Raw genomic sequence first — 22,660 nt, forward strand, 5'->3', positions numbered from 1 at the left:
ATGAGCGGCCGGGTGGACGTCCTGCTCGTCGACGACGACCGCGACGAAGTCGACGTGGCGCTGCGCGCGCTGCAGCGCTCGGGCGTCGACGCGAGCGTCGCCGTCGCGCGCGACGGACAGGAAGCGCTCGAAGCCCTCGGCCTCGAGGGCGACGGCGAAGTGCGCGCGCCGCGACCCGCGGTCGTGCTCCTCGACCTCAAGATGCCGCGCGTCGACGGGCTCGAGGTGCTGCGCCGCATCCGCGCCGCGGACGCGATCGCCGACGTCCCGGTCGTCGTGCTCTCGTCGTCGGACCGCGAGGCCGACGTCGAGCGCTGCTACGCGCTCGGCGCCAACAGCTTCGTCGTGAAGCGACACGATGCGCGCAGCCCGGGCGCGTACATCGCGGAGGCGGTGCGGTACTGGCTGTCGCTGAACCAGCCGCCGCCGGCGCGTGCGCGAGAGGGGCGGGGGAGGGAGCCGCGATGGCGGGACTGACGGCGTTGATCGTCGAGGACGACACCGACCTGCGCGAGAGCCTCGTCGCACTCGTCGCGCGGGAGGGGTTCGCGACGCGCGAGGCGTCGACGCTCGAGCGCGCGCGCAAGCTGCTCGACGCCGAGCCCGCCGACATGGTCCTGCTCGACCTCGCGCTCCCCGACGGCGACGGGCTCGACCTGCTCGCCGGCGACGACGCGGCGCGCGCCGGCGAGGTCGTCGTGACGACCGGGCGCGCCGATGCCGAGAGCGTCGTGCGCGCGCTGCGCGCGGGCGCGCTCGACTTCCTGCAGAAGCCCGTCGACCGCGCGCGCCTGCGCACGATCCTGACGAACGTCGCGCGCACGCGCGGGCTCAAGCGCGAGGTGGCGTCGCTGCGCGACGAGCTGCGGGAGCTCGGGCGCTTCGGCGCGCTCGTCGGGCGCTCGCAGCCGATGCGCGAGATCTACGACCTCGTCGCGCGCGTCGCGCCGACCGACAGCACCGTCTTCGTGACCGGCGAGAGCGGCACCGGCAAGGAGCTCGTCGCCGAGACGGTCCACCGCCTCAGCCGCCGCAGCGAGCAGCCGTTCGTCGTGCTCCACTGCGGCGGCGTCTCGCCGTCGCTGATCGAGAGCGAGCTGTTCGGCCACGAGAAAGGGAGCTTCACGGGCGCCGATCGCCTGCGGCGCGGCTACTTCGAGCAGGCGAGCGGGGGAACGCTCTTCCTCGACGAGCTGACCGAGATGCCGATCGAGCTGCAGGTGAAGCTCCTGCGCGTACTCGAGACGGGGTCGATCACGCGCGTCGGCTCGACGACGCCGATCGACGTCGACGTGCGCGTCGTCGCAGCGTCGAACCGCGAGCCGCACGAGGCCGTGCGCGACGGCGCGCTGCGCGAGGACCTGCTCTACCGGCTCTCCGTCTTCCCGATCGAGCTGCCGCCGTTGCGGGCGCGCGGCGACGACGCCGTGCTGCTCGCGGAGGTCTTCCTCGACGCGCTCAACGAGCGGGACGGGACGGGCAAGCGCCTCGGCGACGACGCGCGCGAGGCGCTCCTCGCGCACGACTGGCCGGGCAACGTGCGCGAGCTGAAGAACGCGATCGAGCGCGCGGCGATCCTGTCGGAGGAGCGCATCGACGCGAAGGCGCTGCCGGCGACATCGGCGCCCGGCGCCGCGTCCACGGCGCCCTCGGTCGCGATCGACGCGCGCGTCGGCGCCTCGATCGCGGACGTCGAGCGGCGCCTCATCCTCGCGACGCTCGAGGCGTACGACGGCGACAAGAAGCGCTCGGCCGAGGTGCTCGGCATCAGCCTCAAGACGCTCTACAACCGGCTCAGCGTCTACCGGGCGCGCGAGGAGGGCTGAGCGTGGCGCCGCGCGTCGAGCGCGACAGCATGGGCGCGATCGAGGTCGCCGACGACGCGCTCTGGGGCGCGCAGACCCAGCGCGCGCTCGAGAACTTCGGGCGCGCGGCCGAGCGCATGCCGGCCGCGATCGTGCGCGCCTACGGGATGCTCAAGCGCGCGGCCGCGGAGGCGAACCAGGCGCTCGGGCTGCTCCCGCCCGACGTCGCCGGCTGGATCGCGCGCGCGAGCGAGGAGGTCGCGCGCGGCGAGCACGCGGCCGACTTCCCGCTCTCGATCTGGCAGACGGGCTCGGGCACGCAGACGCACATGAACGTGAACGAGGTCGTCGCGAACCGCGCGAACGAGCTCGCGGGTGCGCCGCGCGGCGCGAAGGCGCCCGTGCACCCGAACGACCACGTGAACCTCGGGCAGTCGACGAACGACACGTTCCCGACCGCCATGCACGTCGCCGCCGCGCTCGCCGTCCGCGACGCGCTCGACCCCGCGCTCGACGCGCTGCTCGCGACGCTCGACGCGCTCGCCGCGCGGCACGCGGGCCTCGTGAAGCTCGGCCGCACGCACCTGCAGGACGCGACGCCGCTCACGCTCGGCCAGGAGATCGGTGGCTGGGCCGCCCAGGTGCGCACGGCGCGACGCGCGATCGCGGCCGCGCTGCCGCTCGTCCACGAGCTCGCGATCGGCGGCACGGCCGTCGGCACCGGGCTGAACGCGCACGAGCGCTTCGGGGACGAGGTCGCGCGCCGGCTCGGCGAGCGGACGGGGCTGCCCCTGCGCACCGCGCCCGACCGGTTCGCGGCGCTCGCCGGCCGCGAGGCGACGACCGCGCTCATGGGCGCGCTCGCGACGCTCGCCGGCGCGCTGCTCAAGGTCGCCAACGACGTGCGCTGGCTCTCCTCGGGGCCGCGCAGCGGCCTCGGCGAGCTCCGCATCCCGGCGAACGAGCCGGGGTCGTCGATCATGCCGGGGAAGGTGAACCCGACGCAGGCGGAAGCGCTCGCGATGGCGTGCCTGCACGTGCTCGGCAGCCAGACGTCGGTCGCGATCGCCGGTTCGCAGGGCAACTTCGAGCTCAACGTGTGCGCGCCGCTGATCGCCCATCACCTGTTGCAGGCGATCGACGTGCTGGCGGCGACCGTCGCGCACTTCGAGGCGCACTGCCTGCGCGGGCTCGAGCCCGTGCCGGAGCGGATCCGCGAGCACCTCGAGCGCTCGCTCATGCTCGTGACCGCGCTCGCGCCGCACACGGGCTACGACGCGGCGGCGCGCATCGCGAAGAAGGCGCACGAAGAGGGCCTCACGCTGCGCGAGGCGGCGCTCGCGCTCGGCGAGGTCACGGGCGAGGAGTTCGACCGGTGGGTGCGGCCCGAGCGGATGACCCGCCCGGGCCGCGAGGGGTGAGAGAGGCGAGGGTGTCTCAGCTGCGGCCGTGCTCGGCGCCGCTGCGCATCGCGAGGGCGACGTAGAGGCGGACGGGCATCGCGCCGTCCGCCGGCACGTCGAGGGTCCGACGCTCGGTGGCTCCACCGTCGCTGCGCGTCGCCTCGACGGTGTACCGGCCGGCGTCGAGCTCGACGAGCAGCAGCGGCCCGTTCGTGCGCGTGTCGAGCTTCGTGTTCCCGTCGGCGTCCGCGATGCGCACGTGCACGTCGCTCAGATAGGCGCCGCCCGGGTCGGTGAGCGTGATGCGCACGTTGTAGTCGCGCGCGGGCTCGGCGAAGAGCTCCGTCTGCTCGGCGTCGCCGACGCCACCGGTCACGAACTCGACGCCGTGCTGCATCTGCGGTGCGAGCGGCGGTGGCGGGCTCGCGTCCATGGCCGCAGACGGCTCGGCCCGCGCGCCCGTCGCCGCGGCGAGCAGGCCCGCCGCGGCGATGCCCACGGCTCGCAGCATCGCGTTCCTTCGTTCCATGTCGTGTCCTCCTTCTCCTTGCTTCGCCCACTTCGGGGCCTTCGCAGTCGAGGGCGCCGCGCGCGCCGGCGGGGGGGCGCGGCGCGCGCGGCGCGGGTCGGGCCGACGGGGCCGTGGGATCGCCGCGGTCACGCGGCGAGCAGCGGCACCACGGCCTCCGGCCCGTTGATCTCCGCACTGAAGCTCTCCTCGAGGTACAGCCAGACCTTCTCGTCGTCGTGCTTGCGGTAGCCGATCGACGCGTCGCGGCCGCACACGAGCTTGAAGTCGCCGCCGCGCAGGCTCGCGACGAGCCCGCCGCGCAGCGACGGTGCCCACACGACGGGCGCGTCGATCAGGCGCTGCACGTGGCGCAGCACCGGGTAGCCGGCAGCCGCCGCGCGATCGAGTCGCGCGTAGGCGGCGGGGCCGAGCGCCAGGGCGTACGGCCCACCGACGCCGGCCTCGCGCAGGAGCTCGAGGGCGTCGCTCACCGCGTCGCGCAGCTGCTCGGGCTCCTTCGGAAGCGCGATGCCGTCGTGCTGGGCGTCGGTGACGAGGCCCGGGATGTCGGCGTCCGCATAGCCTTCGAAGACGGCGGTGTCCTCGGCGGCGGCGAACGTGCGCGCCGCCTCGGCGAGCGGCTCGAGGTCGACGCGGCGCGCGCCGCGGTCGACGCGCTCGAGCTCGGCGCGCTCGAGCGCGAAGGGAACGCGCAGCTCGATCAGCGGGCGCACGACACGGCGACGCACGGTCGTTCCGCCGTCGGGAGCGCCCTCGAGCAGCTCGACCCGGCCGAGGTCGAGCGCGGACGTCTCCCAGCCGACGGGCCCCTCGAACTCGACGATGCGCCGCGCGGCGAGGTGGACGTTCAGCACGTCGCGCGCCTGCGCCTCGATGCGCTTCCAGGCCGCGCCGCTGATCGGTGCGAGGTGGCGGTTCAGCTCGATCACGAGGCTTCCTCCATGGCGGGCGGATCCGTCGGCGCGCCGCGCAGGCTCCCGATGCGGAGCGTGTCGTCGGGCGCTGCGTCGTGCGCCGCTTCGCCGCCGACGATGGCGCCGTCGCGGAACAGGAAGCGCCGCAGCAGCCGGTCGAAGCCCGGGTCGCGGCGGCGGATCCACTCGAGCGTCATGCAGGCGTGCTCCTTCTCCTCGTCGCGGCTGTGCGCGAGCACGGAGGCGAGCTCGTCGTCGCGCGTCGCGTCGACCCGCTGTGCGTACCAGTCGACCGCCTCGAGCTCCTCGATCAGCGAGACGAGCGCGCGGTGCAGGTCGACCGTCTCGGTGCTCAGCTCGTCGCGCGGCTCGTGCAGGTGCGGGGTCGACATCGATCCTCCCGGTGCGGCGCGCCCGAGGCGGGACGCCGGTTCGATGCGGCGGGAAGGAGCAAGCGACGTGCCAGCTGGCCGTGCGTCGCGTCGCGCGCGCCGCGCGCCTGGCACGCGGCTCGCACTCGCGAAGGAGCGGCTCCCGCGGCCGGCGATGGAGTCGTGAGTCGTCCGCCGCGATCGAAGGCGCGGGAGCTTTGTACAAACGACAGCGCGCGATGGGCGGCGGCATCGACGCGCGATGGAGGACGTCGCGATGGACTACCAGGACATCGTCGTTCCGTACGACTTCTCGGATCCCGTTCGCCCCGCGCTCGCCACCGCCGTCGACTTCGCGAAGCGCTTCGGTGCGCGTCTCCATCTCGTGCACGTCGTGCAGTGGCCGGCGTACACCTACGCCGCGTTTCCCGGCACGGGCGCGCCACCGGCGCCGGTCGGGCTGGCGGACGGCGCGGGCCGGCTGCTCGAGGACGTCGCGGGCGAGATCCCGGACGGCGTCGAGGTGCGCACGCACGTGCACGAGGGCTCGAACGTGGCACTCGTGCTGGCCGAGACGGCGCGCAAGCTCGAGGCCGACCTGATCGTGATGGGCACGCACGGACGCACGGGCTTCGCGCACGTGTTCCTCGGGAGCGTCGCCGAGCGACTGCTGCGCAGCGCGCCGTGCCCGGTGCTCGTCGTGCCCGCGGCCCGGGAGGAGTAGGCATGGAGACGCTGCGCGACGCGCTCCGGCGCTTCGAACGCGCGGGCTTCCGCGACGCGTTCCGCGCCGAGCGCGAGGGGCTGCGCGCCATCGCGGCGAAGCGCACGTACGCTCCCGAGGAGCTCGTGATCGACGAGGTCGCCCGCTTCGAGGGCGACACCGACCCGCAGGACGAGGCCGTCCTGTTCGCCGTGCGCGCCGACGACGGATCCGTGCGGGGCACGCTGGTCGCGACCTACGGTCCCCAGGGCGACGCGCGGCTCGCCGAGCTCGTGCATCGCCTCGAGACGGCGCACCGCGCGCGCACCGCGTGAGGGCGCGGTGTCGCAGTCGCCCGCGCGGCGCGCCCCCGCTATCTCCTCGCTGCGAGGAGGGCAGGCGATGCCGCTCGACAGCGTGAACCCGGCGACCGGCGAGCGCGTGGCACGCCGCGAGGCGATGCCCGCGCACGAGATCGAAGGCGTGCTCGAGGCGGCGCGGCGCGCGCAGCCCGCCTGGGCCGAGCGCACGCACGCGGAGCGCGCCGACGTCCTGCGCGCGATGGCACAGGGGCTGCGCGGCGACGTCGAGGCGCTCGCGGCACAGATGGCGACCGAGATGGGCAAGACGCTCGACGCGGGGCGCGGCGAGGTCGAGAAGTGCGCGTGGGTCTGCGACTACTACGCCGAGCACGCGGAGCGCTTCCTGGCCGCGGAGCCGATCGCGACCGACGCGACGTCGAGCTACGTCGCGTTCGCACCGCTCGGTGTCGTGCTCGCGATCATGCCGTGGAACTTCCCGCTGTGGCAGGTCTTCCGCTTCCTCGCGCCGACGCTCGCGGCCGGCAACGCGGGCGTCCTGAAGCACGCGTCGAACGTGACGGGCTGCGCGCTCGCGATCGAGCGTGTCGCGCACGCGGCGGGCGTCCCGCGCGACCTGTTTCGCGCGGTGCTCGTCGAGGGGCGCGAGGCGGGGACGTGGATCGAGCATCCGGCGATCGCGGCCGTGACGCTCACGGGCAGCACGCCCGCCGGCCGCGACGTCGCGCAGCGCGCGGGCCGCGCGCTCAAGAAGTGCGTGCTCGAGCTCGGCGGCAGCGATGCCTACGTGGTCCTCGAGGACGCCGACCTCGAGGCCGCGCTCGAGACGTGCGTGACGAGCCGCCTGATCAACGTCGGGCAGAGCTGCATCGCCGCGAAGCGCTTCGTCCTGCCGGCGCGGCACCGCGCGCGCTGCGAGGAGATCGTCGTCGAGGCGATGCGGCGGCGACGCGTCGGCGACCCGTTCGGCGACGCCGACCTCGGTCCGCTCGCGCGCGCCGACCTGCGCGACGAGCTCCACGCGCAGGTCGACGCGTGCCTCGCGCGCGGCGCGCGCCTCCTGCTCGGGGGCGAGGTGCCCGCCGGACGCGGCGCCTACTATCCGCCGACCGTGCTCACCGACGTCGCGCCCGGGATGCCGGCCTACGACGACGAGCTCTTCGGCCCCGTCGCCGCGCTCGTCTTCGTCGAGGACGAGGACGAGGCCGTGCGGGTCGCGAACGCGACGAGCTTCGGTCTCGGGGCCGCCGTCTTCACCCGCGACGTCGCGCGCGGCGAGGCGATCGCGCGCGATCGCCTCGAGGCCGGTTCCTGCTTCGTCAACGCGTTCGTCCGCTCGGACCCGCGGCTGCCGTTCGGCGGCATCAAGGCCTCGGGGTTCGGTCGCGAGCTCGGCGCCTTCGGCATCCGCGAGTTCGTGAACGTGAAGACGGTGGTCGTCGCCTAGCGACGTCGTGGCGCCGGGCGGTCGGCGACGGCATCGTCTCCCGCCCGGCGCGCGAAGCCCCTGCGCTCAGAGCTCGGCCGCGGGCACCGCACGGATGCGCTGCCAGTTCGACTGCGCCTTGCGGACGTTCCCCGCCACGTCCTTCGTCCACAGGCCCTGGATCTTCGTGTCGAGGTTCAGATAGAGGCGGTCGTCGACGACGGCCCACACGTCGGGGTCGCCGACGAACTTCTTGCCGACCGCGACTCCGTAGGCGCAGTAGCCGCCGAACGCCGGCGCATAGCGTTCCGGGTCGCCCCGGAACGTCTTCGCGTTCGCATCGCTCTGGAACAGGTAGGTCACTCCGTCGTGGACGACGACGTGGTTGCCGTTCCCGCGCACGGGCTTCTCGCCCGTGCGGTAGGAGACGACGTCGTAGCCGCCCGCGGCGACGACGCTGTGCGCGACGTCGCCGGGCACCGCGGGCGACATCGCGCGTGCGCTGGGAGTGGCGATCGCGAGGCTCGCGAATGCGAGCAGGGAGAGGAGAGCGTGGTTCATGGTCGGAATCCTCCTGGGCAGCGTGCCCGTTGCGTGCGCGCATGGATGTCGCGGTGCACGCGCCGGTCACGCGCAGCGCTCGCGCGCGGTGCGCGCGCAGTGCGAGCGGTCGCGCGTTGCGCGCGCGGTGTGACGCGCGCGCGCGCGCGGCATCGACTGCTTCCGATCACGTCCCGCGTCGCGGCCCGACCCGGCCGCGCGTGCGGCCCGTCGGGAGGAGCCATGCGAGCAGCGAGAGGGATCCGAGGAGTTCGAGGGGCCCGGCGCACCCCGGCGCTGCGCGCGCGCGTCGCCGCGCGACGTGCGGCCAGGGTCGTCGTCGCGGCGATCGCGGCGATCGCGGCGTCGACGTCCGGCGCGCAGGACGGCGGCGCGCCCGACGCCACGGGCGGCGCGCCGCCGCGCGCGCTCGACGGCTTCGCGCGCTTCGTCGGCGCCGACGGCTCGTTCCGCTTCGCGGGCGCGCGCGACACGGAGCGACTCGCGCACCTCGGCAGCTGGTTCGTACCCGAGGGCCCGGCCTCGGGGCTCCACCACGTCTACACGCAGCCCGAGGCGATCGCCGCGCACCGCGAGACGGGCGTCTTCCCGGACGGGACGGTGCTCGTGAAGGAGGTCGTCGACGTCGCGCGCGCCTCGTACACGACGGGGGCCGACGTCGCGTCGGCGACCGTGACGAAGCAGTGGTTCGTGATGGTGAAGGACGCGCGCGGCCGCTTCCCGGGGAATCCGCTCTGGGGGAACGGGTGGGGCTGGGCGCTCTTCGCGGGCGACGCGCCGAGCACCAACACCGCGCGCGATCTGCGGACGGACTGTCTCGCGTGCCACGTACCGGCGCGCGCGACGGACTGGGTCTACGTGCAGGGGTATCCCGCGCTGCGTCGCGCGACGCCGCCCACCGCGGAAGGAGAGGGCGGCGGCACCGCGCGCTGAGCGATCGCCTTCGTCGAGGCCTACTCGACCTTCCAGGTGTCGCCGCTGTGCAGCAGCTTCGCGAGGTCGCCGCGTCCGCGCTGCGCGATCGCGCCCTCGACCTGTGCGCCGAGCATCGTCTCGTAGCAGGGCTTCTCGACCGCGCGGAAGACGCCGACCGGCAGCGGGAAGCTCGGGCGGTGCAGGCTCGCGAGCTGGAACGCGTAGGACGCCGACGGGCTCGCCTCGTCGTGCACGACGACGCCCTTCGCGACCGGGTCCTCGCCCTCGGCGAGATCGACGACGTAGGGCTGGCCGTCGCGCATGCCGATGCCGCGGCGCGCGCCCGGGTCGCCGTACACGAGGGGCTGGCCCTGCTCGAGCACGATCGAGTTCGCGGCGCGCGTCTTCTTGTCCTCGACGTCGCCCCACGTCCCGTCGTTGAACACGGGGCAGTTCTGGAGGATCTCGACGAAGGCGGTGCCCTCGTGCGCGTGGGCGCGCCGCAGCGTCTCCTGCATGTGCGCGGCGTCGACGTCGATCGTGCGTGCGACGAACGTCGCGCCGGCGCCGATGGCGAAGGAGATCGGGTCGACGGGATGGTCGATCGAGCCGCCCGGTGTCGACTTCGTCTTGAGCCCGACCTCGGAGGTCGGCGAGTACTGGCCCTTCGTGAGACCGTAGATGCGGTTGTTGAAGAGCAGGATCTGGACGTCGAAGTTGCGGCGGATGGTGTGCAGCAGGTGGTTGCCGCCGATCGAGAGCCCGTCGCCGTCGCCCGTCACGACCCACACCGAGAGATCCGGGTTGCTGGCCTTGATGCCGCTCGCGAACGAGGGCGCCCGGCCGTGGATCGTGTGGAAACCGTACGTGTTCATGTAATAGGGAAAGCGGCTCGAGCAGCCGATGCCCGACACGAACACCACGTTCTCGCGCGGCACGCCGAGGTCGGGCATCACGCGCTGCACGTTGGCGAGGATCGAGTAGTCGCCGCAGCCCGGGCACCAGCGCACGTCCTGGTCCGAGACGAAGTCCTTGCGATTCACGTCGGCAGCAGCGGACATCAGCGGGCCTCCGAGGCGAGCGCCTTCTCGATCGCTTCGACCAGCTCCGCCACCTTGAACGGCTGGCCTGCGACCTTCGTGTACGGCTCCGCAGGGACGAGGTACTCGGCCCGGAGCACGCGCGACAGCTGGCCCGTGTTGAGCTCGGGGACGAGCACGCGCGGGTAGCGCCGGAGCACGTCGCCGAGATCGTTGGGCAGCGGGTTGAGGTGGCGCAGGTGCACGTAGGCGACCTTGTGCCCGGCGCCGCGCGCGACCTCGAGCGCCGCGGTGAGCGCACCCTTCGTCCCGCCCCAGCCGACGACGAGCAGGTCGGCGTCCGCGGGCCCGTCGACCTCGACCGGCGGGAGGTCCTGCGCGATGCGCGCGACCTTCTCCGCGCGCAACGCGATCATCTTCGCGTGGTTCTTCGCGTCGTAGACCACGTTGCCGGTCTTGTCGGCCTTCGTGAGGCCGCCGATCCGGTGCTCGAGCCCCTTCGTTCCCGGGATGGCCCACGGGCGCGCGAGCGTCTCCGCGTTGCGCTCGTACGGCAGGAACTTGACGTTGTCGCCCGCCGGCTCGCGCGCGGGCGCGAACTCCACCTTGCCGCGCGGAAGCGTCGCGACGTCCGGGATGCGCCACGGCTCGGCGCTGTTCGCGAGGTAGCCGTCCGAGAGGACGAAGACGGGCGTCATGTAGCGGACGGCCATCTGCGCGGCCTCGATCATGGCGTGGAAGCAGTCCGACGGCGAGGAAGCGGCGATCACCGGGATCGGGCTCGCGCCGTGGCGCCCGTACATCGCGAGCAGCAGGTCGCCCTGCTCGACCTTCGTCGGCGAGCCCGTCGACGGGCCGGCGCGTTGCACGTCGATCACGACGAGCGGGAGCTCGACCATCACGGCGAGGCCGAGCGCCTCCTGCTTGAGCACGATGCCCGGGCCGCTGCTCGCGGTGACGCCGAGGTGCCCGGCGAAGGACGCGCCGATCGCCGATGCGACGGCCGCGATCTCGTCTTCGGCCTGGAACGTCTTCACGCCGAAGTTGCGGTGGCGCGCGAGCTCGTGGAGCACGTCCGAGGCGGGCGTGATCGGATAGGCGCCGAAGAACACCGGCCGATCGAGCTGCACGCCGGCCGCGACCACGCCCCACGCGATCGCCGTGTTCCCGGTGATGTTGCGGTACGTGCCCGCCTCGATCTTCGCCTTGCCGACCGTGTACGAGATCGGGAAGAGCTCGGTGGTCTCGCCGAACGCGTGCCCGGCGCGGAGCGTGCGGAGGTTCGCCTCGAGCACCTCGCCCTTGAACTTCGAGGCGAGCCAGCGCTCGGTCGGCTCCATCGGCCGGTTGTAGAGCCAGTACAGGATGCCGAGCGCGAAGAAGTTCTTGCTGCGGTCGACGTCGCGCGCGCCGAGCCCGAGCCCCTGGAGCGCCTCGCGATTGAGCGTCGTGACCGGCACCTCGACCACGCTGAACCGCTCGCGCAGTGCGGGGAGCGGATCCTCCTCGTAGCCCGCGCGCGCCAGCGACTTCTTGTTGAACGCGTCGCTGTTGATCAGGACCATTCCGCTCGGGCGCACGTCCTCGACGTTGGCCTTGAGCGCGGCGGGATTGAACGCGATGAGCAGATCGATCTGGTCGGCGGGCGTGTGGATGTCCTGCGACGAGAAGTGGATCTGGAAGCCGGACACGCCGGCGAGCGTTCCGGCGGGCGCGCGGATCTCGGCGGGATAGTCGGGGAACGTCGACAGGTCGTTGCCCGCGAGTGCGGTCGACTCCGTGAACTTGGTTCCGGTGAGCTGCATGCCGTCGCCCGAGTCGCCGGTGAAGCGGATGGCGACGCGGTCGATCTCCTGCACGCGCTTGCCGCCGCCCGAACTCGTGGAGGCGTCGGCGTTTTCACGGGTCATGGGTGCCTTCTCCTGCGCGGATGTGGCCGAGGGCGGCCGATTGTATCTCGCCGCCTACCCCGCGAAAGGGCCGATAACGGCGCGGGCCCTCTCCGATCGAATGCGCGCGGCGTCGCCGAAAACCGCGTCGGCGCGGGGGATTGGCGCACGGAGTGCGCAGCGGCGAGCCTCAAGTCGCCGCGCGCCTTCGCCGATGGTTGCCGACATGTTTCACGTGTGTGCGGAGCCGTTCCTGTTCAGCGAGGCCGGCGTCCACGGCCTCTGCGTCTCGCTGAACACGCCCGTCCTCAACATCGAGGAGCTCCCCGTCGGGCCCGCGCGCGCGGCCATCGTGCTGTTCGAGAACGGATACGGCGAGCTGCAGCTCGGCGTCGGCGTACGTTCGATCGAGACCCGTCAGGTCGTCCTCTTCTCGTACCAGGACGCGATCCGCGCGCGTCGCTCGACCGCCCGCGCCATGGAGGCGGCGACGAAGTTCGCCGAGGGAATGGGCTTCCTGTTCGACGACGACCTCGTCGCGGGCGACCCGAGCGGCGGCCGCGGGCGCGCGATGCAGGTCTGGACCGAGCTCACGGACGTGCCGCACGTGCCCGAGGAGGTCGCACCGGCCTCGCCGGCGATCCCCAGGCTCTCTCCCGCGATTCCGCTCGAGCAGCCGCCCGAGGAGCTCGAGCTCGAGGAGCTCGTCGAGTTCGACCTCGGCGGCGATGCGCGCGACGACGACATCGAGGCGCCGTTCGGCGAGCCGGGCGCGCTCGCCGACGACGCGAGCAGCGAGCTCTGGCTCGACGACCTCACGCAGCCGACCGCTCCGGCGGCGCCCACACGGCCCGCCGCGACCGAGCGCGCGGCGGCGCCCGCAGGCGCGCCACCGGCTGCGCGCGCGCCCGCCGAGCCCGCGCCGCCGGCGCGTCGCGACGCCGCGAAGCAGCGAGAGGCGCCGCCTCTCCGCGAGCGCACGCGCGACGCCGAGCCGGCCGCGCCGACGACGTCGCAGCGCGTCGCCCTGTCCAAGTTCCGCCAGCCGCCGGCGCCCGATCGCTCGGCCCGCGAGATGCTCGCGGCCGCGCGGGCCGCCGCGGACGAGGAGCCGAACGAGACGAGCGCGAGCGGAGCGGCCCTCGGCCGCGTCGCGCTCGTGCGCAAGCGCGTGGGCGGCAAGGAGGGCGAGGAGCGCCCCCCGCTGCTGATGCGTCTGCTTTCCCAGTTCTAGGAGGCCGGACGCGGGGCGCACGCGCCGCCGCCGACCTCGGGAGGATCCGCCGTGCGGCTGCAGAATCGAAGCGCCCGGGTGCCCCGTCGCCGCGTGCCGCGCGCCGCGCGCGCGGTCGCACTCGTCGGCCTGCTCGCGCTCGGGAGCGCGTGCGTCTCGCCGCCGCGGGAGTCGGAGCCGCCCCAGGCGCCGCCGGCCGAGCGCGCGGCGGCGCGCCGCAACCTCGGCATCGACCACATCGTGAACGGCCGCATCGCCTGGGGGCTCCGCGAGCTCCAGCACGCCGAGTCCCTCTACGCCGAGGACGCGCTCACGCAGCTCTGGCTCGGTCAGGCGTTCCGCCTGCGCGGCCGCCCCGACGAGGCGCTCGCGCACGCGCGCCGCGCCGTCGAGATCGACCCGACGCACCAGGAGGCGCGGCTCAACCTCTCGACGATCCTCACGGACCACCAGCTCTACGCGGAGGCGATCGAGCACGCGCAGGTGCTCGTCGACGACCCGACGTTCGCCACGCCCTGGCGCGCGCTGACGAACCGCGGCTGGGCGCAGCTCAAGCTCGGCTACCTCGCGGACGCGCGCGCGAGCTTCGACGAAGCGCTCGAGTACGCGCCGAAGTACTGGCCCGCGCTGCTCGACCTCGGCATCCTGTCGTCCATCGAGCGAGACTACGTCGGCGCGATCCGCCATCTCGCCGACGTGGTCGCCCTCGAGCCGGGACCCGGCGCCGAGGCCGAAGCCAACTATCGTATGGCCGAGGCGTACGTCTCGATCGGGAGGCGCGATCGCGCGATCCAGCATCTGACGCTCGCGATCGACCGCGAGCCGAACGGTCGCTGGGGACGGCAGTCGCGCGCGTATCTGCAGCGGCTCCAGTAGGGCGGCTCCAGCCGGCTTCCGGGCGGGGCGGTCGCTCGCCGCGGGGCCTGGGGGCGAGGCCATACCGTGAGCGGACGCGCCGGCTCGCACCGACCGAGGCCGACCCCGAGCGCGGACGCGAGCGCGGCCGCCGAGCCGAACGCCTTCTCGATCGGCTCCTACCTGCAGCAGCAGCGACGCCTGCGCGGCATCTCGCTCGAGGACCTGTCGCTGCGGACGCGCATTCCGCTGCGCTCGCTCGAGCGGCTCGAGGCGGGCGCGTTCGACGGCGATCCCGACGGGTTCGTGCGCGGCTTCGTCCGCACCGTCGCCGACGGACTCGGGCTCGACGCCGACGCGACGCTCCTCCGCATGCTGCGCGAGCCGGCGACGGCCGGCGTGCTGTCGACCGGGCTCGCGCTTTCGGCGCGGCTGTGGCTCCCGCTGCTCGCGGTCGCGGCCGCCGTCGTGCTCGGCGCCGCCGCGGTGCGCTGGGTGGCGCGCCTCGGCACCGCGGTGCCGAGCGGGCCGGAGGTCGTGCTGCGACGCGACCCGGTGCGCGAGCTCGCCGAGGCCCAGGCGGCCGCGCTCGCGGCCGCGCCGCCCGAGTCGGCGTCGCACGTCGCGCGCGACGAGGAGGCGCTGATCGACTCGGCCGACGGCGCGCGGCGCGCTCCGCCGCCGGTGCCCACCTCCGTTCCCGCGCGCCGCCGCGACGACGCGCGTCCCCGGCCCGCGCCGCGCGCCGAGTCCCCGTCGCCGCCGCCGCCGCCGCCGCCGCCGCGCGCGCCGGCGGCGCCCGCCGCGCCGGCGCCCGCGTCTCCCGCCCCCGCCGTGCCGGCGCCGCCCGCGCCGGCGCATCCCTGACCGCGTGTCGGAGCTGCGGCTCAAGTCGGAGGCGGTGCTGCTGCGCGCGGTCGACGTCGGCGAGTCGGACCGCATCGTGCACCTGCTCGTTCCGGGCCGCGGGCGGCTGACGGCGATCGCGAAGGGCGCGCGCCGCAGCGTGCGCCGCTTCGCGGGCACACTCGACCTGTGCAACGTGCTGCGCGTGCACGTCGAGCGGCGCGGCCAGCGCGCGCCGCACGCGATGGCGCGGCTCGAGCAGGCGACGCTCGTCGATGCGCACCTCGGACTGCGCGCGATGCCCGCGCGCTTCGCGCTCGCTTGTTATGTCGTCGAGGTCGTCGACCGGATGGCGCCCGAGGGCGGCGTCGCGAGCGACCTGCGGAGGCTCTACGACTTCACGCGGAGGATGCTCGCGGCGATCGAGCACGCGGTGCCCGACGAGCGCTTGCGCCTGTGGGTCGAGCTGCGGGCGCTCGACGCGCTGGGCCTGCGGCCGGAGCTCCGCGTCTGCGTCGCGTGCGGGCGTCCGCCCGCGGCCGGCGCGAAGGTCGGCTTCCGGGTCGCGGACGGCGGCGTGCTCTGCGGCGCGTGCGCGCTGCGCAGCGACGGGCTCGTCCCGCTCCACCTCGGCACGGTGAAGACGCTCGAGCGCGTGCTCGCGCTTCCTCTCGAGGGGCTCGGGCGGCTCGCGATCCCGAAGGCGACGCTCGACGAGGCGCGCGCCGTGGTCGCGCGCTTCCAGCGCTTCCACGTCGGGATCGAGATTCGCAGCGAGCGGGTGCTCGACGGGCTGCTGCGCGCGCCCGCGCGCGCAGCGTCCTCTGCTTGACCGCTTCCTGCCCACGGGGAATACTCGCGCGCCCAGGAGATCGCTCCCCAACCCTCCAGACCGGGCGGCACACCGGCCCGCCCGGGCACGAACCGGTATCTCCACCCCATGAGTTCCGATCGCTCCGTGGATGCCGCCGATCGACCGGTGGCGATGGACAAGCTCGTGTCGCTGTGCGCGCGCCGCGGCTTCCTGTTCCAGTCGAGCGAGATCTACGGCGGCATCAACGGCTTCTGGGACTACGGGCCGCTCGGCGCGGAGCTCAAGCGCAACCTGCGCGAGCGCTGGTGGCAGTTCATGGTGCGCGCGCGCGAGGACGTCGAGGGCATCGACAGCGCGATCATCGCGCACCCGCGCACGTGGGAGGCCTCGGGCCACGTCGAGTCGTTCACCGACCCGATGGTCGACTGCCGGACCTGCAAGCGCCGCTTCCGCGCGGACCAGATCGCGGGCGAGCGCTGTCCCGAGGCGCCCGCGCAGCGCGCGATCACGGACTGCGACCTGACCGAGGCGCGCAACTTCAACCTGATGCTGACGACGCAGATCGGCGCGCAGGAAGGGACGGGCCAGACCGCCTACCTGCGTCCCGAGACGTGCCAGCCGATCTTCAACGACTTCAAGCGCGTGCGCGAGAGCGCGCGGCAGAAGCTTCCGTTCGGCATCGCGCAGATCGGCAAGGCGTTCCGCAACGAGATCACGCCGCGCAACTTCACGTTCCGCTCGCGCGAGTTCGAGCAGGCGGAGATGGAGTTCTTCTGCCATCCGTCGGAACGCGAGAAATGGTTCGACTACTGGCTCGCGGAGCGGCTGCGCTTCCACCGCGAGCTCGGCTTCCGCGAGGGAAGCCTGCGCACGCGCCCGCACGCCGCCGACGAGCTCGCGCACTACTGCGCGCGCGCGATGGACCTCGAGTTCCGCTTCCCGTTCGGCTGGCAGGAGATCGAGGGCATCCACGATCGCGGCGACTGGGACCTGTCGCGGCACAGCGAGTACTCCGGCAAGGACCTCGCGATCACGGACGAGGAGACGAAGGAGCGCTTCGTCCCGATGTGCATCGAGACGTCGGTCGGCGTCGACCGCACCGTGCTCGCGCTCCTGTGCGACGCGTACGACGAGGAGGCGCTCGAGGGCGGTGAGTCGCGCGTCGTGCTGCGCTTCCATCCCGCGCTCGCACCCGTGACGGTCGCCGTGCTGCCGCTGTCGAAGAAGCTGCGCGACGAGGTCGCGCCGATCGAGCGCGAGCTGCGGCGACACTGGAACGTCGAGGTCGACCACGCGGGCAACATCGGGCGCCGCTACCGGCGCCAGGACGAGATCGGCACGCCGTACTGCGTGACCTTCGACTTCGAGTCGGCGACGGATCGCTGCGTGACGGTGCGCTCGCGCGACTCGATGGAGCAGGAGCGCGTCCCGATCGAAGGGCTCGCGCGCGCGCTCCGCGAACGATTGGACCGCGCGGACCAGGAGGGGGCGCAGTGACCGGCAGGAAGAAGACCGCCCGACGCGCCGCGACGAAGAAGAGCGGGCGGACGGCGAAGGCGGCGTCGCAGCCGAAGAAGGCCAAGAAGGCGGGCGCGGCGTCCCGCGCCGCCGTCCGCGGCAAGGCAGCGGCGGGCAAGGGCGCGCGGACGCCGAAGGCGAAGAAGAGCGGGGCGGCGAAGGGCGCGGCGAAGACGCGCGCCGCGGCGGCGCCGCGCACGTCCGACCGCAAGGTCTACTTCTTCGGCGCCGGCAAGGCCGACGGGCGCGCCAACATGAAGGAGATCCTCGGCGGCAAGGGCGCGAACCTCGCCGAGATGAACCGGCTCGGCCTCCCCGTCCCGCCCGGCTTCACGATCTCGACCGAGGTGTGCGCCGAGTTCAACAAGCTCGGCGGCAAGCTCCCCGTGCGCGTCCGCGCCGACGTCCTCACGGCGCTCGCTCGCGTCGAGAGCGTCATGGGCACCCGCTTCGGCGACGCGAGCGACCCGCTCCTCGTCTCGGTCCGCTCGGGCGCGCGCGTCTCGATGCCGGGCATGATGGACACGGTGCTGAACCTCGGCCTCAACGACGCGACGGTCGAGGGGCTCGCGCACAAGGTCGACGCGCGCTTCGCCTACGACTCGTACCGCCGCTTCATCCAGATGTACGGCGACGTCGTGCTCGGCGTCCCGCACGACCGCTTCAGCCACCGTCTCGACGTCGCGAAGCGCGAGCGCGGCGTCGTGCACGACACGGAGCTCGACGCCGAGGCCCTGCGCACGCTCGCGCACGACTTCCGCGAGATCGTCGAGGAGGAGACGGGCGCGGCGTTCCCGCAGGACCCGGCCGAGCAGCTCTGGGGCGCGATCGGCGCGGTGTTCCAGTCCTGGCAGAACGACCGCGCGATCACGTACCGGCGCCTCAACGACATCCCCGAGAGCTGGGGCACCGCGGTCAACGTGCAGGCCATGGTCTTCGGGAACATGGGCGACGACTGCGCGACGGGCGTCGCGTTCACGCGCGATCCGTCGACCGGTGCGAAGAGCTTCTACGGCGAGTATCTGAAGAACGCGCAGGGCGAGGACGTGGTGGCGGGCATCCGCACGCCGCAGCCGATCAACGAGGAGAGCCGCACGGCCGACACGCGCGACCTCCCGACGCTCGAGCAGGAGATGCCGCGCGCGTACAAGGACCTCGTGCGCATCTACAAGGAGCTCGAGAAGCACTACCGCGACATGCAGGACATCGAGTTCACCATCCAGAACGGGAAGCTCTGGATGCTGCAGACGCGGAGCGGAAAGCGCACGACGGCGGCGGCGGTGAAGATCGCCGTCGACATGGCGAAGGAGCGGCTGATCACCCGCGACGAGGCGCTGATGCGCGTCGACGCGCGCGCGCTCGACCAGCTGCTGCACCCGACGCTCGACCCGGACGCGCCGCGGCTCGTGCTCGCGCGGGGGCTTCCGGCGTCGCCGGGGGCCGCGGTCGGCAACGTCGTCTTCTCGGCCGACCAGGCGGAGACGCACGCGAAGGCCGGCGAGAAGGTCGTGCTCGTGCGGATCGAGACGTCGCCCGACGACATCCACGGCATGCACGCCGCCGAGGGCATCCTGACCGCGCGCGGCGGCATGACGTCGCACGCGGCGGTCGTCGCGCGCGGCATGGGCAAGTGCTGCGTCGCGGGCTGCGGCTCGCTCGACATCGACTACGCGGCCCAGACCATGCGCGTCGGCGACCGCGTCGTGCGCGCCGGCGAGCCCATCACGATCGACGGGTCGACCGGCGAGGTGATGCTCGGCGAGGTCGCGACCGTGCTCCCGCAGCTCGGCGGCGCATTCGACGAGCTCATGGCGTGGGCCGACAAGGCGCGCAAGCTGCGCGTGCGGACGAACGCGGATTCGCCGCAGGACGCGCGCGTCGCGCGCGACTTCGGCGCCGAGGGCATCGGCCTCTGCCGCACCGAGCACATGTTCTTCGAGCCGGATCGCATCCTCGCCGTCCGGAAGATGATCCTCGCGGGCACGTCCGAGGCGCGCGAGGCGGCCCTCTCCGTGCTGCTGCCGATGCAGCGCGGAGACTTCATCGGGATCTTCGAGGCGATGGACGGCCTGCCCGTCACGATCCGCCTGCTCGACCCGCCGCTCCACGAGTTCCTGCCGCACACCGACGACGAGGTGCGCGAGGTCGCCGACGCGATGGGAGCGCCGCCGGCGAAGCTGCGCGCCGCGCTCGAGGGGCTGCGCGAGTTCAACCCGATGCTCGGGCATCGCGGCTGCCGGCTCGGCGTGACCTATCCCGAGATCTACCGCATGCAGGTGCGCGCGATCATGGAGGCGGCCGTCGACGTGGCCGAGCGCGGCGTCGTCGTGCGGCCCGAGATCATGATCCCGCTCGTCGCGCACCCGCGCGAGCTCGCGCGCCTGCGCGCGGACGCGGAAGCGGTGATCGCGGAGGTGCGCGCCGCGCGCGCCGATCGCGCGAGCGCGCGCGTGCGTCCGACGATCGGCACGATGATCGAGGTGCCGCGCGCGGCGCTGACGGCGGACGTGATCGCCGAGCACGCCGACTTCTTCTCGTTCGGCACGAACGACCTCACGCAGATGGGCTACGCGCTGTCGCGCGACGACGCAGGGAAGTTCCTGCCCGACTACATCGAGCAGGGCATCCTCGAGGACGACCCGTTCGTGTCGATCGACGTGGAGGGCGTGGGCCAGCTCGTCGAGATCGCGGCCGAGAAGGGGCGCTCGACGCGCGCCGACCTGAAGCTCGGCGTCTGCGGCGAGCACGGCGGCGACCCGAAGAGCGTGCGCTTCTTCGCGAGCGTCGGGCTCGACTACGTCTCCTGCTCGCCGTACCGCGTGCCGCTCGCGCGGCTCGCGGCCGCTCAGGCCGCCATCGAGGCGGCCGAGTGAGAGCGGGCCGCCGCGGCGTCGCACGCTGCGCGGCCGCGGCCTTCGCGGCGCTCGCGCTCGCGGGCTGCGCCGCCCCGGGTGCCGGCGGCCGCGCGACGGACGGCGATGCGATCGAGGTCGCGACGGAAGACGGGCGCCTCTCCCGGCTCGCCCGCGACTTCTACGCGCGCCTCGAGAACCGCCGCTTCAACAGCATCTCGACGTTCCAGGACCCCGGGCTGCACGAGCTCTTCCGGTCGCCCGAGGCCTACCAGGACTACTACGCCGACCTCGCCTACGACCTCGACGTCGCGCACTTCGAAGCGAGCCGGCCGACGAGCGTGGTGGTCGAGGGCGCGCGCCGCGAGAGCGAGCGGCGCGTCGTGCTCGAGGTGCGCTTCGTCGGCGAGAACGGGCTCCCGCTGCGCTGGTGGAAGGTCGAGCTCGTCCGCGAGGACGTCTGGGAGCGCGACGACGCGGGCCGCTGGTGGATCCAGCCGGGCAAGGTCTGATCGGGCTCGGCGCCCCGCGCCAGCCCGCTGCCCCGGGGACGCGCGCCGGCGTGGAAGACGCGTTCACGCCCGTGAGAAGCGCCGGCTACACAAACGGAAGCGATTTTCCCTCTCGTCGTGGTGAGAACGCCCTCCCTCATACGGGGGATGGCCGCGAGAAACCCTCGCTCGCTCGAAGGCTTGCGGAGGGAGTCGTCCGGAGGCCTGCGCGACGGGGAGCTGGCACGCGGCTTGCTCAACCCCACGCCCGAGGGCGTGAGCCCCACTCTTGGAAAGCGCAACGGTTTCGCGAGGATCGCTGGAGTAGAGGACGCTCGGGAACAGGGAACCGCGACTGCACCGCCCGAAGGGGCGACGCGACGCGGGCCGGAAACGGCAATCCCGGGCACCTCCTTCCCTCCAGCCACTGCGGCCCACCGGGCCGCAGCCGACGGATGTCGGGCCTCGCGCGACCCCGAGGAAGCGAGGCGACCGTGAACCACCGAAAGACCTGGGACTCCGATACCGAGCTCGTCGAGCAGATCCTCGGCGGCAGCGCCGAGCACTTCGATCTCCTCTACGAGGCGTACTTCCCGCGCGTGTACCGCTTCGCGCTGAAGCGCCTGCGCGACGCCGGCGAGGCCGAGGACGTGACGCAGGAGGTCTTCATGACGCTCCTGAGCGCGCTCCCTTCCTACAAGGGCGAGTCGTCGCTGATCGTCTGGATCTTCGGGATCACCCGCAACAAGGTGAATCGGCGCTTCCGCGGCGTGCGCCCGCGGTTCGAGTCGATCGAGGGCGGCGAGGCCTCGGAGGTCCCCGCGCGCGCGGCGTCGACGGAGGATGCCGTCGACGCGCGGCGCATCCTCGGCCGCTGCGAGCGCGCGATCGAGAACGACCTCACGCCGCTCCAGCGCCACATCTTCCAGCTCAAGCACCTTCGCGAGCAGCCCATCCGGGCGATCGCGCAGGCGCTCGGCAAGTCCGAGGACGCGATCAAGGCCAACCTCTACCGGATGCGCCGCTCCATCTCGGACGGCACGCCCGGGCTCGAGGCGCTGCTGCGAGGCTGAGCTGCGACGGCGGAGCTGCGAGAGGGAAAGCCTCCTCTCACTGCGAAATCTTCTGCCACATGGACCCGAAATCGGCCACTTAGCTGTGTGAAGCGGACGGGGGGAACCTTCTGACTTCACGGCCGGGAGGGCTGCGGTCGCAGCCGGACCGGCCACTGGGAAGGGGTGACGCGACGGAGTACCCGCGTTGCCCAGGACTCGTGCGACAACTGCGCCTGCTGCTCGAAATGCTGCCGTAGCACCGCCTGCGACGTCACAGCGCCTCGCCGCGATGAGCGACGAGGCCCTGCTCGACCACATCCGCCGGGGGAGCGAGCCGCACTTCGGCGAGCTCTACAACCGCTACTTCCAGCGCATCTACACGTTCGCCTACGTGCGCGTGCGCAATCACGCGGACGCCGAGGAGATCGCGCAGGAGACGTTCACCGCCGTGTTCCGCTCGATCGGGGCGTTCGGCGGCCGGTCGACGCTCCTCTCCTGGATCTACGGCATCGCCAAGAACACCGCGAACAACCACCTGCGTCGCGCGAAGCCGCACGACGCGCGCATCGACGACCTCGACGAATCGGTGATCGCGACGACCGACGCCTTCGAGAGCTCGCGGCCCGACGAGGAGTTCGAGCTGCACGCCTATGCGCGAACGGTGGCGGCGCGGCTCGACAAGCTCGCGCCCTGGCAGGTCGACGCCTTCTGCATGCGCCACTTCGACAACCTCTCGATCCCGGAGATCTGCGAGCGCACGGATCGCTCGAGCGATGCCGTGCGGTCGAGCCTCTACCGGGTGAAGCGCGTCTTCCTCGAGACCGTGGGAGCCGAAGCCCGATGAGCCGCCGCCCCGTCTCCCGACGCGCTCCGCTCCGCGCCGTCACGGCCTCGCCGGGCGTGTCCGCCGCGCTGCCGGCCGACGCCGACTTCGGCCTCGAGGCCGACGACGGCGACGTGCCCCTCGACGAGCTGCGCGAGTTCCTCTCCGCCGACCTGTTCGAGGTGCCGGCCGACCCCGGCTTCAAGAACCGCCTGCGCGAGAAGCTCTGGGAGCTGGTCGAGTCGCGCGCCTTCGGGTTCGGCCCGCCTCCGACGCGCGGCGACGACTGACGC

The 22,660-nt window shown here is 73.2% G+C and carries 23 protein-coding genes; 17 read left to right on the top strand and 6 right to left on the bottom strand.

Features of this window, described 5'->3' with window-relative positions; all coding sequences use genetic code 11:
- The 3 genes from R3E88_20225 to R3E88_20235 are packed head-to-tail and all read left to right on the top strand — an operon-like array spanning nucleotide 1 to nucleotide 3,226.
- Complete coding sequence (locus R3E88_20225; GenBank protein MEZ4218809.1) at nucleotides 1-477, top strand: response regulator; 477 nt, start codon at nucleotides 1-3, stop codon at nucleotides 475-477.
- Nucleotides 465-1,826: a sigma-54 dependent transcriptional regulator gene (locus R3E88_20230; GenBank protein ID MEZ4218810.1), complete on the top strand. Its 1,362-nt coding sequence runs from the start codon at nucleotides 465-467 to the stop codon at nucleotides 1,824-1,826. The genes R3E88_20225 and R3E88_20230 overlap by 13 nt, the downstream gene beginning before the upstream one ends.
- A 29-nt stretch (nucleotides 1,827-1,855) precedes the next feature.
- Nucleotides 1,856-3,226, top strand: a complete 1,371-nt coding sequence (locus R3E88_20235; protein MEZ4218811.1) for a class II fumarate hydratase — start codon at nucleotides 1,856-1,858, stop codon at nucleotides 3,224-3,226.
- A 16-nt stretch (nucleotides 3,227-3,242) separates the two neighbouring features.
- On the opposite strand, the gene R3E88_20240 is transcribed toward R3E88_20235, so the two are convergent.
- The 3 genes from R3E88_20240 to R3E88_20250 form a co-directional block, all read right to left on the bottom strand.
- Nucleotides 3,243-3,737, bottom strand: a complete 495-nt coding sequence (locus tag R3E88_20240) for a carboxypeptidase-like regulatory domain-containing protein (protein ID MEZ4218812.1) — start codon at nucleotides 3,735-3,737, stop codon at nucleotides 3,243-3,245.
- 128 nt (nucleotides 3,738-3,865) lie between these two features.
- The gene (locus tag R3E88_20245; GenBank protein ID MEZ4218813.1) at nucleotides 3,866-4,669 is read right to left on the bottom strand and encodes a family 1 encapsulin nanocompartment shell protein; all 804 of its coding nucleotides are present in this window, start codon (nucleotides 4,667-4,669) and stop codon (nucleotides 3,866-3,868) included.
- On the bottom strand, nucleotides 4,666-5,046 hold the full coding sequence (locus R3E88_20250; protein MEZ4218814.1) for an encapsulin-associated ferritin-like protein: 381 nt from the start codon (nucleotides 5,044-5,046) through the stop codon (nucleotides 4,666-4,668). Before R3E88_20250 ends, R3E88_20245 begins: the two co-directional genes overlap by 4 nt.
- A gap of 241 nt (nucleotides 5,047-5,287) precedes the next feature.
- Between R3E88_20250 and R3E88_20255 the strand changes: the two genes are divergently transcribed.
- The 3 genes from R3E88_20255 to R3E88_20265 all read left to right on the top strand — a co-directional run bounded on the left by R3E88_20255 (nucleotide 5,288) and on the right by R3E88_20265 (nucleotide 7,495).
- The gene (locus R3E88_20255) at nucleotides 5,288-5,749 is read left to right on the top strand and encodes a universal stress protein (GenBank protein ID MEZ4218815.1); all 462 of its coding nucleotides are present in this window, start codon (nucleotides 5,288-5,290) and stop codon (nucleotides 5,747-5,749) included.
- Nucleotides 5,750-5,751: 2 nt separating this feature from the next.
- On the top strand, nucleotides 5,752-6,063 hold the full coding sequence (locus R3E88_20260) for a phosphoribosylpyrophosphate synthetase (protein ID MEZ4218816.1): 312 nt from the start codon (nucleotides 5,752-5,754) through the stop codon (nucleotides 6,061-6,063).
- Between the two features lie 67 nt (nucleotides 6,064-6,130).
- Nucleotides 6,131-7,495: an NAD-dependent succinate-semialdehyde dehydrogenase gene (locus R3E88_20265; protein MEZ4218817.1), complete on the top strand. Its 1,365-nt coding sequence runs from the start codon at nucleotides 6,131-6,133 to the stop codon at nucleotides 7,493-7,495.
- Nucleotides 7,496-7,561: 66 nt separating this feature from the next.
- Here the strand turns inward: R3E88_20265 and R3E88_20270 are convergent, their stop codons facing one another.
- Complete coding sequence (locus tag R3E88_20270; GenBank protein MEZ4218818.1) at nucleotides 7,562-8,035, bottom strand: YHS domain-containing (seleno)protein; 474 nt, start codon at nucleotides 8,033-8,035, stop codon at nucleotides 7,562-7,564.
- A 222-nt stretch (nucleotides 8,036-8,257) separates the two neighbouring features.
- Between R3E88_20270 and R3E88_20275 the strand changes: the two genes are divergently transcribed.
- The gene (locus tag R3E88_20275; protein ID MEZ4218819.1) at nucleotides 8,258-8,968 is read left to right on the top strand and encodes a cytochrome P460 family protein; all 711 of its coding nucleotides are present in this window, start codon (nucleotides 8,258-8,260) and stop codon (nucleotides 8,966-8,968) included.
- A gap of 20 nt (nucleotides 8,969-8,988) precedes the next feature.
- Here R3E88_20275 and R3E88_20280 read toward each other — a convergent pair whose 3' ends face one another.
- Nucleotides 8,989-10,011 (bottom strand): 2-oxoacid:ferredoxin oxidoreductase subunit beta, encoded by a 1,023-nt coding sequence (locus R3E88_20280; GenBank protein MEZ4218820.1) that lies wholly within the window; start codon nucleotides 10,009-10,011, stop codon nucleotides 8,989-8,991.
- A complete protein-coding gene (locus tag R3E88_20285) occupies nucleotides 10,011-11,900 on the bottom strand; it encodes a 2-oxoacid:acceptor oxidoreductase subunit alpha (GenBank protein ID MEZ4218821.1) in 1,890 nt (629 codons plus the stop codon). Before R3E88_20285 ends, R3E88_20280 begins: the two co-directional genes overlap by 1 nt.
- A gap of 205 nt (nucleotides 11,901-12,105) precedes the next feature.
- On the opposite strand from R3E88_20285, the gene R3E88_20290 reads away from it, so the two are divergent.
- The 10 genes from R3E88_20290 to R3E88_20335 all read left to right on the top strand — a co-directional run bounded on the left by R3E88_20290 (nucleotide 12,106) and on the right by R3E88_20335 (nucleotide 22,657).
- Nucleotides 12,106-13,113 carry a hypothetical protein gene (locus R3E88_20290; GenBank protein MEZ4218822.1) on the top strand — a complete coding sequence of 336 codons (1,008 nt, stop codon included), beginning with the start codon at nucleotides 12,106-12,108 and terminating at the stop codon, nucleotides 13,111-13,113.
- Nucleotides 13,114-13,191: 78 nt separating this feature from the next.
- Nucleotides 13,192-13,989 (top strand): tetratricopeptide repeat protein, encoded by a 798-nt coding sequence (locus R3E88_20295; GenBank protein MEZ4218823.1) that lies wholly within the window; start codon nucleotides 13,192-13,194, stop codon nucleotides 13,987-13,989.
- 66 nt (nucleotides 13,990-14,055) lie between these two features.
- A complete protein-coding gene (locus tag R3E88_20300; GenBank protein MEZ4218824.1) occupies nucleotides 14,056-14,835 on the top strand; it encodes a helix-turn-helix domain-containing protein in 780 nt (259 codons plus the stop codon).
- 4 nt (nucleotides 14,836-14,839) lie between these two features.
- On the top strand, nucleotides 14,840-15,646 hold the full coding sequence (gene recO, locus R3E88_20305) for a DNA repair protein RecO (GenBank protein ID MEZ4218825.1): 807 nt from the start codon (nucleotides 14,840-14,842) through the stop codon (nucleotides 15,644-15,646).
- A gap of 108 nt (nucleotides 15,647-15,754) precedes the next feature.
- Nucleotides 15,755-17,125, top strand: coding sequence for a glycine--tRNA ligase (locus R3E88_20310; GenBank protein ID MEZ4218826.1), 1,371 nt, complete (start codon nucleotides 15,755-15,757; stop codon nucleotides 17,123-17,125).
- A 275-nt stretch (nucleotides 17,126-17,400) separates the two neighbouring features.
- Nucleotides 17,401-20,019 (top strand): pyruvate, phosphate dikinase, encoded by a 2,619-nt coding sequence (ppdK, locus tag R3E88_20315; protein ID MEZ4218827.1) that lies wholly within the window; start codon nucleotides 17,401-17,403, stop codon nucleotides 20,017-20,019.
- Nucleotides 20,016-20,510 carry a hypothetical protein gene (locus R3E88_20320; GenBank protein ID MEZ4218828.1) on the top strand — a complete coding sequence of 165 codons (495 nt, stop codon included), beginning with the start codon at nucleotides 20,016-20,018 and terminating at the stop codon, nucleotides 20,508-20,510. The genes ppdK and R3E88_20320 overlap by 4 nt, the downstream gene beginning before the upstream one ends.
- Before the next feature lie 473 nt (nucleotides 20,511-20,983).
- Complete coding sequence (locus R3E88_20325) at nucleotides 20,984-21,562, top strand: sigma-70 family RNA polymerase sigma factor (GenBank protein MEZ4218829.1); 579 nt, start codon at nucleotides 20,984-20,986, stop codon at nucleotides 21,560-21,562.
- Nucleotides 21,563-21,833: 271 nt separating this feature from the next.
- Nucleotides 21,834-22,388, top strand: a complete 555-nt coding sequence (locus R3E88_20330) for an RNA polymerase sigma factor (protein MEZ4218830.1) — start codon at nucleotides 21,834-21,836, stop codon at nucleotides 22,386-22,388.
- On the top strand, nucleotides 22,385-22,657 hold the full coding sequence (locus R3E88_20335) for a hypothetical protein (protein MEZ4218831.1): 273 nt from the start codon (nucleotides 22,385-22,387) through the stop codon (nucleotides 22,655-22,657). The genes R3E88_20330 and R3E88_20335 overlap by 4 nt, the downstream gene beginning before the upstream one ends.
- Nucleotides 22,658-22,660: the final 3 nt, after the last annotated feature.

This window comes from Myxococcota bacterium, from assembly GCA_041389495.1.
In the GTDB taxonomy this organism is placed as follows: Bacteria; Myxococcota_A; UBA9160; order UBA9160; family UBA4427; genus JAWKRT01.

Bases quoted from the DNA above. Each gene is read 5' to 3' on its own strand.
- R3E88_20225 (MEZ4218809.1), top strand. From the start codon at position 1: ATGAGCGGCCGGGTGGACGTCCTGCTCGTCGACGACGACCGCGACGAA.
- R3E88_20230 (MEZ4218810.1), top strand. From the start codon at position 465: ATGGCGGGACTGACGGCGTTGATCGTCGAGGACGACACCGACCTGCGC.
- R3E88_20235 (MEZ4218811.1), top strand. From the start codon at position 1,856: ATGGGCGCGATCGAGGTCGCCGACGACGCGCTCTGGGGCGCGCAGACC.
- R3E88_20240 (MEZ4218812.1), bottom strand. From the start codon at position 3,737: ATGGAACGAAGGAACGCGATGCTGCGAGCCGTGGGCATCGCCGCGGCG.
- R3E88_20250 (MEZ4218814.1), bottom strand. From the start codon at position 5,046: ATGTCGACCCCGCACCTGCACGAGCCGCGCGACGAGCTGAGCACCGAG.
- R3E88_20255 (MEZ4218815.1), top strand. From the start codon at position 5,288: ATGGAGGACGTCGCGATGGACTACCAGGACATCGTCGTTCCGTACGAC.
- R3E88_20260 (MEZ4218816.1), top strand. From the start codon at position 5,752: ATGGAGACGCTGCGCGACGCGCTCCGGCGCTTCGAACGCGCGGGCTTC.
- R3E88_20265 (MEZ4218817.1), top strand. From the start codon at position 6,131: ATGCCGCTCGACAGCGTGAACCCGGCGACCGGCGAGCGCGTGGCACGC.
- R3E88_20270 (MEZ4218818.1), bottom strand. From the start codon at position 8,035: ATGAACCACGCTCTCCTCTCCCTGCTCGCATTCGCGAGCCTCGCGATC.
- R3E88_20275 (MEZ4218819.1), top strand. From the start codon at position 8,258: ATGCGAGCAGCGAGAGGGATCCGAGGAGTTCGAGGGGCCCGGCGCACC.
- R3E88_20280 (MEZ4218820.1), bottom strand. From the start codon at position 10,011: ATGTCCGCTGCTGCCGACGTGAATCGCAAGGACTTCGTCTCGGACCAG.
- R3E88_20285 (MEZ4218821.1), bottom strand. From the start codon at position 11,900: ATGACCCGTGAAAACGCCGACGCCTCCACGAGTTCGGGCGGCGGCAAG.
- R3E88_20290 (MEZ4218822.1), top strand. From the start codon at position 12,106: ATGTTTCACGTGTGTGCGGAGCCGTTCCTGTTCAGCGAGGCCGGCGTC.
- R3E88_20310 (MEZ4218826.1), top strand. From the start codon at position 15,755: ATGAGTTCCGATCGCTCCGTGGATGCCGCCGATCGACCGGTGGCGATG.
- ppdK (MEZ4218827.1), top strand. From the start codon at position 17,401: ATGAAGGAGATCCTCGGCGGCAAGGGCGCGAACCTCGCCGAGATGAAC.
- R3E88_20330 (MEZ4218830.1), top strand. From the start codon at position 21,834: ATGAGCGACGAGGCCCTGCTCGACCACATCCGCCGGGGGAGCGAGCCG.
- R3E88_20335 (MEZ4218831.1), top strand. From the start codon at position 22,385: ATGAGCCGCCGCCCCGTCTCCCGACGCGCTCCGCTCCGCGCCGTCACG.